We start from the raw sequence: 9,957 nt of genomic DNA, 5'->3' as shown, positions 1-9,957 counted from the left end.
ACGGAATCTGGGAAGAGCTGTTCAGTGACCACCTCCTGGGTTGCCGGTCGGTCTGCGGAATCTCGTCATCCCCTCCGGCGGTCCGGCCGACTGCACCGGGTACTCTTCTCCGCCGGAGGGGATGGTCAATCTTGCTTCCGGTGCAGGTCACCTGCCCGGCCAACCAGACTTTCATCTCCAACGACAGCGACTGTATACCGATGTTCACAGTATGTCTACATTCATCGGTGCAGATTTTTTCCGGCCGGTGAAGATGTTCTTCACCCGACACGACACAGCGGCAGCCCACCCCATGAGACCTGGTGATGTCGCCCCGCGGGGCCTGTTGTGCACCCAGGCAGTGAGCGACCGGGTCTGCGGGCCGCCGGGCGATGTCCGTTCGTGTGACGAACGAACCGCTTGCCTCGACCGAGGCAAGGGCGCACGATCGGGTGGCATGACCCCACCGCGTACCGGGCGCATGAACATGTTCGTGCCGAGGGCGACCGCCCCGGGCGCCCTCGAGGCCGTCATCCGCCTCAACATCGAGTCGGTCCTGAGCAAGACCGGCGAATGGCCGGTGCTCATCGAACGCCACACCGGTTACGAACATTCACCTGGGGTCATGTGCTGGCCGGTCACCTACACCACCGGACCGCCGGGCTAGCAGCGACCGATCCTGAGCGCCGGCGGACATACGGGGTTCTGGTAGTAATCGCGCGGAAGGAGCTGGCGCACCGCTCTATTCGGAGCTACCGATCACTCGTTGAACCGCTGTCGTAATCGGCCCTGATCATGGCTCATCACTCCCGTCGATAGAGATCTGGAAGTCGGGCAGCAGGACAGGATCCCACAGCTTGTCTTCAAGGCCAGCCGTCACACGAAGGCGCAGCCTGCGCCCGTGCCCTCGGGCAGCTTTCACCCAGAGAGGCACCGTGTCGCCAGGCTGCATCGACTGATGGCGTTCGAAACGGTCGGCGACCGCGCCGGCCTGCATGCCGACATCGAATATGATGCCCGGGCTCTCACAGATATCGACGACGAGATGGTCCAGCCGCCGACGGTGCAGCGTCAGCTGCACTTGCAGCGATGACGCGCTTGCTGCCGCCTCACAGGCCAGTGGTAGCCAGGTTGGTTCGAGTTCCTCGTGTCGGCGGCATCGGAAGGGGTCCAGGTGCGGGACCGGCTCCAGCTCGGCGAGCTCGTGACCGCACTGCGCTGGTGGAATTGCTTGTCACGACCGGACTCGAAATCGGCTTCCTGGCGGACGACCTCACCGGCACGGCGCTCACCGGCCTGGTGCGGCCAGTCCGCGCAGGTAGGAAGCGGTTTCGTCGTCGGCTGGAAAGTACGCCTCGACGGCGACCTCGTCGAGCGTGATGTCGAAGGCCGCGCCGAAGGTCGTGATCGTGCTGAACAACGACAGTTCCGCGTCGCGGTGACGCAACCGGATCGGCAACGTGATTTCCGCCGGGTCGCTGTCCGTACTACCCGGGGAGCCATAGGACCGCAACTCCTCGTATAGCGCGGCCAGGCCGGGATCCCCGGTCGCCATGACCTGGCGGCCCAGCCGGGGCAGGAGGAAGGCCCGGACTTGGTCGAGGTTGCGAAGCCGGGACGCGAAGCCGCCGGGGTGCAGACCGAGCCGCATCATGTTGATCGGCGGTTCGAGCAGATCCGGATCCACGTCGTCGAAGAACACGCCCACGCAGTCGTTGGCCTGCACCAGATTCCAGCGCTGGTCCACCGCCAGCGCCGGATACGGTTCGTGTAGACGCAGGACCCGCTGCACGGCGTCGCGGGCGCGCCGTAGCGCGGGGTCGGTCCAGTCGCGGCGCCGGAACTCGGGAGCGTGGCCCGCCGCGATCAGCACGCGATTGCGCTCACCCAGTGGGATGTCCAGCTGTTCGGCCAGGTGCAGCACCATGGATCGGCTGGGTATCGTGCGGCCGGTCTCGACGAAGCTGACGTGCCGGGCGGACACGTCCGCCTGGATGGCCAGATCGAGCTGGCTCAGCTTCCGCCGGTGCCGCCACTCCCGCAGCAGCTCGCCGACCGGTCGATCACCGTTCACCGGCCCAGTATCCCGACGACCGGGTCATACCCGCCATTACCTGCCATGTAATCGACACCCCGGTTCACCCGCTGTCAGTCTCGGCGGCATGACGAACGACAACACGGCACTGCGCAACAAGGAACTGGCCATGCGGGGCTTCGCGGAATTCGCGGCGGGCAACATAGACGCGCTGCGGACGCTGCTGCACGACGAATTCCTCGAGCACAGCCCCGGAAACCCGTCGGGTAAGGACGCTTTCCTCGAGTTCATCGCACAGGCACCCGTGGCCGGATCGACGCTGGAGCTCGCGCGGGTGATCGCCGACGACGAGTACGTGGTCATGCACTACCGCATGATCCTGCCCGGCGAAACGGAGGCCGACCAGGCGGTTGTCGACATCTGGCGGATGGTCGACGGGAAGATCGTCGAGCACTGGGACGTCGTGCAACCGGTGCCAGAACCCGGGCAGATCCCGCACGGCATGTTCTGACGACAGAAATCCGGGTGCTCGGCCGATCGAAGCGGGGATTCGGTCGAGCGCGGGACGCGGATCGCGCCACCGGAGCGGATCGAGCTGCCGCACCGGATCGAGGTGCCGGACCGGCCGAGCACCTCGATCGGGTCACCAGCGCTGGGCCGACCGCGTCAGACGATCATCTTCGTGCCGAGCGTCCGGCGGCGCGCACAACCGCTGCCAGCGCTGCCGCCACGGCGGATTCGGCTCGGCCGCACGACCATCCGGTGTGTTCGCCGCTGCGGTACTCCAGGTAGGCGAGAGCGGGTCTGGCGTCGTCTGCGCCGATCGACTGCTCGGTCAGTCCGAGTACCTCGATCGGGCATCCGGCCTCGGACAGCGCCTCTGCCAGCACCGCGAGCGGGTCGCCCGGACGCAGTGTGCGGTGGGTGACCCCGTCGACGGCCAGCGTGATCTCGGTGCTCGTCTCGTCGTCGCTGGTGCGCCAGTCTTTCAAGGCCAGCCACGTCGGGTCGTCGAGATAGCTCGCCTCGAACAGATCGCGCAGTTCGGCGGCGGTGACCTCGGCACCGGTGTCGTCGGCGAGCGCTTGGACGCGGCGGGCGAAATCGATCTGCAGGCGCCGCGGCAGGTCCATGCCGTACTCGGTGTGCAGCAGGTAGGCGATGCCGCCCTTACCGGACTGCGAATTGACCCGGATCACCGCGTCGTAGCTGCGGCCGAGGTCGCGGGATCGATGGGCAGATAGGGTACCTGCCAGTCGAGCGCGCGCTCCGCGATGCCCGTCGCGGCGGCGCGGGCGCGATGCTCGGCCATTCCCTTCTTGATCGCGTCCTGATGGGTGCCGGAGAACGCGGTGTGCACCAGGTCGCCGACGTACGGGTGGCGTTCGTGGATCGGCATGCGCGTGCAGTATTCGACGGTGCGCCGGATCTCGTCGATGTCGGAGAAGTCGATCATCGGATCGACGCCTTGCGCGTGCAGATTCAGCGCCAGCGTGGCGATGTCGACATTGCCGGTGCGCTCGCCGTTGCCGAAGACGCAGCCCTCGACGCGTTGCGCGCCCGCGAGTACCGCCAGTTCGGCGCACGCCACGCCGGTACCGCGATCGTTGTGCGGGTGCACCGAGAGGATGACGCTGTCGCGGCGCGCCAGATTGCGATGCATGTACTCGATCTGGTCGGCGTACACGTTCGGGGTGGCGACCTCGACGGTGGCGGGCAGGTTCAGGATGACCGGCCTGTGCGCGGTGGCGTCCCACAAGGTCGTCATCCGGTCGCAGATGTCGAGCACGTAGTCGGGCTCGGTCAGGTTGAACACCTCGGGTGAGAACTCGAACCGGACGTTCGGCAGGTCTCCGGCGCAGTCCAGCACGGCGCGGCCGCCGTCGAGGATCAGCTCGCGCAGTGCGGCACGGTCCTTGCCGAGCACGACGTCACGCCAAGCGGGAGCGGTGGCGGTGTACAGGTGGATCACCACGTCGTTGGGGATGCCGCGGATCGAGGCGACGGTGCGCTCGATGAGATCGCGGCGGGCGGGGGTGAAGACGACGATGGTGACGTCCTCGGGCGCGAGATCGTCCTCGGCGATGAGCCGGACGAAGTCGAAGTCGGTCTGCGACGCCGACGGGTAGCCGACCTCGATCTCCTTGTAGCCCATGGCGATCAGGAGTTCGAAGAAGCGCCGCTTGCGCGCCGGGTCCATCGGCTCGGCGAGTGCCTGGTTGCCGTCGCGCAGGTCGACCGGCACCCACAGCGGGGCTCGGGTGATCCTCGCGTCGGGCCACTGCCGCCGGGTGAGCGGGACCTCCACGCGCTGGTAGATGTCGCGGTAGCGGTGCGAGGGCATTCGGGAGTGCCGCTGGCGATTCCACGCCGGGGCCCGATCCGGTATGTCGCCCGAGGGGGTGTCGATGGTGGGGAAAGCGCTGGTCATGGGTCTGCTTCCTGGCCGTTGCGGCCGTCACGACGAGAGGTGACCGGCCACGACGAAGCCCCACGGCGGGCGGCCGGTCGTTCAGGCCCCGCCGTGGCGGCTAAGCAGAAGCATGGTGCGCATGATGGCTAGACTGTACACGACTCCTCAGACAAGTAGAGAGGTACCGATGATCTCGCAGGTACGGCGTCATCCGCTGGCCGCGCAGACGGCCGAACTGCTGCTCGCCCGCATCCAGGCGGGTGAATGGCCGCTGGGCCACCGCCTGCCCGGTGAGACCACGCTGGCCGCACAGTTCGGCGTCGGCCGCTCGACGCTGCGGGAGGCCATTCGCGAACTGGCCGGGAAAGGCGTGCTGGACAGCCGCCAGGGCGCGGGCGTCTTCGTGACCGCCCTGCATGCGACCGAGGAGTGGGACACGGTGCTGCGCCGCGCCACCATCGCCTCGGTGATCGAAGCGCGCATCGCCATCGAGGCCGAGGCCGCCGCCCTCGCCGCCCAGCGGCGGACCCCCGCCGACCTGCGGGCCATTCGCCGTACGCTGGCCGCGCGCGAGGCGCACGGCGAGCCGGTGGCCGAGCACGTCGACGCCGATATGGCGTTCCACCGCGCGGTGCTCGTGGCCGCCCACAACGACGTGCTGACCCAGTTGTTCGACAGCTTCCTGCCGCGGCTGCGCCTGGCGATGATCGACATGCTGAAGATCCGCCCGGTGCCGTCGGAACCGGCCGATCACGCCGCGCACGAACGGCTCGCCGACGCGATCGCCGCCCGCGATCCCGCCGCCGCCGCTGAGTACAGCCGCGCCCACCTGACCACCTTGAAAGAGGCTTTCACGTGACCGAACCGGTGCTCGAACTGACCGACGTGACCTTCCGCCGCGACGGCAAGAAGATCATCAACGGGATCTCGCTGACCGTGCGCGCGGGCGAACGCTGGGCCCTGCTGGGACCGAACGGCGCGGGCAAGAGCACGCTGCTGGGCTTCTGCGGCGCGGTCACCTTCCCGACCTCGGGGTCGGTCCGGGTGCTCGGCGCGGAACTCGGCCGCGTCGAATTGCAGCGGCTGCGCCGGGGCATCGGTCAGGTGAACCCGCGCCACCCGCTGCGCTCCGCGCTGACCATCCGCGAGGTCGTGCTGACCGGCTTGACCGCGACCATCGACACCCCCATGCGCTGGACGCCGACAGCCGACCAGCGCGGCCGGGCCGACACGATGATCGACACGGTCGGACTGACCGGAAAGGCGAACGAACTCTGGCCCACGCTGAGCCAGGGTGAGCGCGGCCGCACGCTCATCGCCCGAGCGCTGATCGCGCAGCCGCGGCTGCTGCTGTTCGACGAACCGTCCACCGGATTGGATGTCGCCGCCCGCGAACAACTCCTGGACACCCTCGACACCCTGGACCGGACACACCCCGACGTCGCCTCCATCCTGGTCACCCACCACCTGGAGGAACTTCCCAGCACGACGACCCACGCACTGCTCATCGCCGACGGTCACGCCGTCGCGTCGGGTCCGGCCCTGCGGACGATCACCACCGAGAACGTCACCGCGGCGTTCGCGCACCCGGTGGAAGTCCGCCACGACGACGGCCGCTGGACCGCGCGGGCGGCACGCAAACCCACGGCATGGGCGTCGCGCTAGCCCGATAGACAACTCGCCCGTCCAGAGGAGGCCGTCGGGCCGCACCACGGTGGTAACGCCGCTGTAATCGCCACACCGCAATCGCGTGTGAGCATGCAACGAAATCGTCTACCACCGAAGGGAATACGGCTACGTGTGGCAGCTGTATCGAGCGGTACTCCGCACCGACGACCACCGGGTGCTCGGCTATGTGGACGTGGGCGCCAGGCTCATGGAACACGCGAGGATCGGCCACCACCTGGTCCAAGGAATCGAGCGACTGCTCGCCGAACCGGCCAGGGTCACCTGGGCGGGACGGAGTGCGCCACGGTCGCCGGAGACCGAAAACCTCTTTCACACAGTCGATTCGGTCGCCGCCCTGCTACCCCCGGAACACGGGGCGGTGGGCCGGTACCTGCTCAATCACGACATGCGGATCTTCGTGGACAAAGCGACAGTGCTGGAGAACGAGGCCCGGCACCGCATCCACCCGTTGCCTTTGCTCACCGCCGACCCCACACCTGACCCCGGCCGCACGGTGGGCGACCACACTCTCCTCGGCTCCTGGGCACACGCCCTGATCTCGGTGCGCGACACCGTGCCGAAGGGCTTCGAACAACGAAAGTTCGACCTGGTCGAACGCCTCCCCTGAGCGCTATCGCCGCTCGGCGCCCGCGTGGACGAATTCCGGCCCGGCGACCACGGTCGTTGCCGAGCGGCGCCGATGACTGCGGCGGTGCGAATCGTGGCGACGGCGTCGCGATGACCAGCGTCATCACGGCGTCCACCTCAGGTGCAGGTCGGTCGGGCCGCGCCACCGGTGAGCGCGGAATGCGCGGGCAACGAGAACTAGGCCGTCGAGGCGGTGCGGTGTTCGGCTTCGGCGAGTTCTTTCAGCGTCAGCAGTTGTTTGCGCATCATGAGCAGGTCGCCGAGTGCGAGCGCTATAGCGACGAATTTCGGTGCGCTACAGCGGATCCGGACCACGAGCCGGGTTCCCGCACCTTCGGGCCGCACCGCGTAGGTGACGCACACCTTGCCCGCGACCAGAGTGATGTGCTCGCCCGGGACGAAGGAGACGAGTTCGAACTGGGACATGAACCGCTGCCCCACCGCCAGTTCGGTGAGCGCCGGGTCGCGCAGGCGCGGGCTGCGTGTGCCGAAATTGTCCAGCAGGTCGTAGCTGTAGGGAGCGATCCGCAGCTGGCACAGCCAGGCGTAGACCAGCGCGGGCGGCGCGTCGACGCTGATCGCTCGGTCGGCCTGGAAGCCGCCGGGTAGCCGCTCGTCGCACGGCAGGGGCGCTTCGCGCTCGGCCTCGGTGGCACCCCACACCGTCCCGGGGATCATGCCGTCGCCGCGATCCGGCGCAACATCTGACGCACCACCAAGCGGTGACCGCCCGTCCCCACCACCAGCGCACGGTAGATCCGGCCGTGCAGACCGGGAAAGTCGCCGTAACTGCGGGCGCGGACGCGGGTCCGGCTCGGCCCCTCCTCGTCCAATTCGAAGATCAGCGCGTACTTCGAGAACCAGTGCTGTCCGCGCAGCGCCAAACGGTGCGGTTCCGCGAGGGAATCGACTACGAACCCGCTCGGCGGCGACGGTTCGTGCGGGTCGTGGCACACGACTTTCAGCACCGCTTTCCACGCCCGGTCGCGATTCGCCTCGACCGATCTGGCATGCTCATCTATATAGGACAAACGCTCCATATAGAAGGACCGTACTAGTACATGGCGCCACCCCGCAAGCACGACACCGACGTGATCCTCGACGCAGCCCGCACCCTGGTGCTCGCCGAGGGACCTCGCGCGGCCAGCGTCTCGGCCATCGCCGAGGCCAGCGGAGCCCCGGTCGGGACCTTGTATCACCGCTTCGGCAACCGCAACGGAGTGCTCGCCGCCGCGTGGCTGCGGGCGCTGCGCCGCTTCCAGGACGGCACCCTCGCCGCCGCCGACCGGCCGGACCCGGTGGAGGCGGGGGTCGAGATGGTGCGAGCCGCACTGCGGTTCGGGCGCGAACTCCCCGAGGACGCCAAGCTCCTGCTCGAGCTGCGCCCCAGCGATCTTCTCGACGGAGGGCCGGATGCCGAGTTCCGCACCACCCTGGCCGGCATGAACGCGCCGTTGATCGAGCACCTGCGCCGCATCGCCGACGGCGTGTTCGGCCGGGACGGCGAACGCGAGATCGACGCGGTCTCGCGAGCGGTCGTGGATCTCCCCTACGCGGCGCTGCGCCGCCACGCCCACGCCGCGGCTCTGCCCGCATGGCTCGAGGACGACCTGACCGCCGCCGCCCGCACCCTGCTGACTTCCTACCGCCCCTGACCAGCCGGCCTCAGCCGGTGATCAGCGCCGGAGTGAGTTCGTCGAGGCCGGAGATCACCTTGGCGGCCATCGCCAGCGCATCGGAGGCGGGCGGGTATTCCGGGCGTGGCGCCGCGATCACCCGCATCCCCGCCGCATGGGCCGAGCGCAGGCCGTTGCTCGAATCCTCCACCGCCACACAGTCGGCAGGCCGCTGACGCAGGAACGTCGCGACGGTCACGTACACGTCCGGCGCGGGTTTGCCGCGGTCGACCTCCTCGGTGGAGAAGGTCACGGAGAAGTACTCGATCAGACCGGTCCGGCCGAGCACCGCGTCGATGAGCGCGCGTGGCGAGGAGCTGGCCAGCCCCAGCGGCCAGTGCTCGCTGATCCGCTGCACGGCCTCGACCGCGCCGGGCAGCACCGGCACGCCCTCGTCGTAGCGCTCGGCCATCCGCTCGATGACCTCCCGCGCGACGGTCTCCGGCGGCTCGCCCACACCCAGCTCACCGCTCAGGTAGGCCGACCACTCACCGGTGCTCATCCCCATCAGCCGCTGCTGGGTGTCGGGCAGCCACCGCCCGCCCTTCTCCGCGACATAGCCACGCCGCACCAGCTCCCAGACCGGCTCGGAGTCGATCAGGACGCCGTCCATGTCGAACACGACCGCGGTGATACCCATGCGCACAATGCCTTTCGCCAGCCGAAGCGGTCACAGATCGAGCGCGGCCGGATCGCGTCTCCGGCCGCGGGGGAACCGTGCCGGTATCGCCGGGGTAGCGGCGATATCCGGTCGCGCACCAGCCTAGGCGGTGACGGCTCGCGGCGGCGGACACCGCACCCGCCCGGCGAGCATTCCCCGGGCAACCGATAACTTGTTCTCATGAACGAACCGCAGGCCGGCGACTCGCTGCCGAGCAAGGAGCACCACGAGGGCGGGTTCCGGCCGATGACCGAGCTGATCGCCGCCCACGAGGCCGCCAAGGACGACATCTCCCGCGGCGGGCCGCACTACGGACAGTTCATCGAGCAGGTGCGCGGCCTGATGGACCGGGTCCGGCTGGCCTCGCCCTCCGACGAGCTGGCGGTGGAGGCGATCGGCATCCTCAAGGAGCTGAACGACAAGCTCGACGACGCCGCCGTGGACGAGTGGTCGACGCCCAACTGGACCCGCTTCGACCTGCCCGCCCGCGGCAACATCACCCTGCCGCCGTTCTTCATCGACCACGTCCACCCCCAGCAGGGCGTCGACGCGCGGATCACCTTCCGCACCTTCCATCTCGGCGGCAACAGCGCCGCCCATGGTGGCCAGATCGCCATCGCCTTCGACGACCTGCTCGGCATGGCGGCGGCCGTGCATGCGGGGGCGGTGACCAGGACGGCGTCGCTCACCGTCGACTACCGCTCCATCACTCCGCTGAATACCGAACTGAAGGTGCGCGCCTGGGCCGAACGGCAGGAGGGCCGCAAGGTCTACGTGCGGGCCACCCTGCACGACGGCGACCGGCTGTGCGCGGAGGCGAACGGGCTGTTCATCGTGCTCAAGCCCGGCCAGCCCTGAGGCTCACGCTCCGCCGCCG

General features: G+C 68.7%; 12 protein-coding genes and 1 pseudogene. 7 read left to right on the top strand and 6 right to left on the bottom strand.

Annotated elements, in window-relative coordinates; genetic code table 11:
• Positions 1-436 precede the first annotated feature (436 nt).
• On the top strand, positions 437-646 hold the full coding sequence (locus ON29_RS12775) for a hypothetical protein (RefSeq protein WP_157172761.1): 210 nt from the start codon (positions 437-439) through the stop codon (positions 644-646).
• Between the two features lie 126 nt (positions 647-772).
• Here the strand turns inward: ON29_RS12775 and ON29_RS35775 are convergent, their stop codons facing one another.
• Both ON29_RS35775 and ON29_RS12770 read right to left on the bottom strand, forming a co-directional pair.
• The gene (locus tag ON29_RS35775) at positions 773-1,060 is read right to left on the bottom strand and encodes a hypothetical protein (protein ID WP_157172760.1); all 288 of its coding nucleotides are present in this window, start codon (positions 1,058-1,060) and stop codon (positions 773-775) included.
• Positions 1,061-1,267: 207 nt separating this feature from the next.
• The gene (locus ON29_RS12770; RefSeq protein ID WP_040866459.1) at positions 1,268-2,053 is read right to left on the bottom strand and encodes a helix-turn-helix domain-containing protein; all 786 of its coding nucleotides are present in this window, start codon (positions 2,051-2,053) and stop codon (positions 1,268-1,270) included.
• Between the two features lie 88 nt (positions 2,054-2,141).
• Between ON29_RS12770 and ON29_RS35370 the strand changes: the two genes are divergently transcribed.
• Complete coding sequence (locus ON29_RS35370; protein WP_051175142.1) at positions 2,142-2,525, top strand: nuclear transport factor 2 family protein; 384 nt, start codon at positions 2,142-2,144, stop codon at positions 2,523-2,525.
• A gap of 163 nt (positions 2,526-2,688) precedes the next feature.
• Here ON29_RS35370 and ON29_RS12760 read toward each other — a convergent pair.
• Positions 2,689-4,358, bottom strand: a pseudogene (locus ON29_RS12760) (2-isopropylmalate synthase).
• Between the two features lie 256 nt (positions 4,359-4,614).
• On the opposite strand from ON29_RS12760, the gene ON29_RS12755 reads away from it, so the two are divergent.
• The 3 genes from ON29_RS12755 (at position 4,615) to ON29_RS12745 (ending at position 6,723) form a co-directional block, all read left to right on the top strand.
• On the top strand, positions 4,615-5,286 hold the full coding sequence (locus ON29_RS12755) for a FadR/GntR family transcriptional regulator (RefSeq protein ID WP_040866458.1): 672 nt from the start codon (positions 4,615-4,617) through the stop codon (positions 5,284-5,286).
• Positions 5,283-6,092, top strand: a complete 810-nt coding sequence (locus tag ON29_RS12750) for an ABC transporter ATP-binding protein (RefSeq protein WP_040866457.1) — start codon at positions 5,283-5,285, stop codon at positions 6,090-6,092. Before ON29_RS12755 ends, ON29_RS12750 begins: the two co-directional genes overlap by 4 nt.
• Positions 6,093-6,225: 133 nt before the next feature.
• Positions 6,226-6,723, top strand: a complete 498-nt coding sequence (locus ON29_RS12745; protein WP_040866456.1) for a hypothetical protein — start codon at positions 6,226-6,228, stop codon at positions 6,721-6,723.
• 197 nt (positions 6,724-6,920) lie between these two features.
• On the opposite strand, the gene ON29_RS12740 is transcribed toward ON29_RS12745, so the two are convergent.
• Positions 6,921-7,421, bottom strand: a complete 501-nt coding sequence (locus ON29_RS12740; RefSeq protein WP_040866455.1) for an SRPBCC family protein — start codon at positions 7,419-7,421, stop codon at positions 6,921-6,923.
• Positions 7,418-7,783, bottom strand: coding sequence for a hypothetical protein (locus tag ON29_RS12735; protein ID WP_040866454.1), 366 nt, complete (start codon positions 7,781-7,783; stop codon positions 7,418-7,420). Before ON29_RS12735 ends, ON29_RS12740 begins: the two co-directional genes overlap by 4 nt.
• Positions 7,784-7,804: 21 nt before the next feature.
• Between ON29_RS12735 and ON29_RS12730 the strand changes: the two genes are divergently transcribed.
• Positions 7,805-8,398: a TetR/AcrR family transcriptional regulator gene (locus ON29_RS12730; RefSeq protein ID WP_040866453.1), complete on the top strand. Its 594-nt coding sequence runs from the start codon at positions 7,805-7,807 to the stop codon at positions 8,396-8,398.
• Positions 8,399-8,408: 10 nt separating this feature from the next.
• Here the strand turns inward: ON29_RS12730 and ON29_RS12725 are convergent, their stop codons facing one another.
• A complete protein-coding gene (locus tag ON29_RS12725; protein WP_040866452.1) occupies positions 8,409-9,059 on the bottom strand; it encodes an HAD family hydrolase in 651 nt (216 codons plus the stop codon).
• Between the two features lie 201 nt (positions 9,060-9,260).
• Here ON29_RS12725 and ON29_RS12720 point away from each other — a divergent pair, with 201 nt between their 5' ends.
• Positions 9,261-9,938, top strand: a complete 678-nt coding sequence (locus ON29_RS12720; RefSeq protein ID WP_040866451.1) for a PaaI family thioesterase — start codon at positions 9,261-9,263, stop codon at positions 9,936-9,938.
• Positions 9,939-9,957 lie beyond the last annotated feature (19 nt).

Source organism: Nocardia exalbida NBRC 100660 (assembly GCF_000308575.1).
Taxonomy (GTDB): domain Bacteria; phylum Actinomycetota; class Actinomycetes; order Mycobacteriales; family Mycobacteriaceae; genus Nocardia; species Nocardia exalbida.
This window is presented reverse-complemented; position numbering and strand designations above follow the sequence as displayed.

What these genes read in the sequence shown, in the direction of transcription:
- ON29_RS12720 (WP_040866451.1), top strand. Translation starts at nt 9,261, where the DNA reads ATGAACGAACCGCAGGCCGGCGACTCGCTGCCGAGCAAGGAGCACCAC.
- ON29_RS35370 (WP_051175142.1), top strand. Translation starts at nt 2,142, where the DNA reads ATGACGAACGACAACACGGCACTGCGCAACAAGGAACTGGCCATGCGG.
- ON29_RS12735 (WP_040866454.1), bottom strand. Translation starts at nt 7,783, where the DNA reads ATGGAGCGTTTGTCCTATATAGATGAGCATGCCAGATCGGTCGAGGCG.
- ON29_RS12725 (WP_040866452.1), bottom strand. Translation starts at nt 9,059, where the DNA reads ATGGGTATCACCGCGGTCGTGTTCGACATGGACGGCGTCCTGATCGAC.
- ON29_RS12730 (WP_040866453.1), top strand. Translation starts at nt 7,805, where the DNA reads ATGGCGCCACCCCGCAAGCACGACACCGACGTGATCCTCGACGCAGCC.
- ON29_RS12755 (WP_040866458.1), top strand. Translation starts at nt 4,615, where the DNA reads ATGATCTCGCAGGTACGGCGTCATCCGCTGGCCGCGCAGACGGCCGAA.
- ON29_RS12775 (WP_157172761.1), top strand. Translation starts at nt 437, where the DNA reads ATGACCCCACCGCGTACCGGGCGCATGAACATGTTCGTGCCGAGGGCG.
- ON29_RS12740 (WP_040866455.1), bottom strand. Translation starts at nt 7,421, where the DNA reads ATGATCCCCGGGACGGTGTGGGGTGCCACCGAGGCCGAGCGCGAAGCG.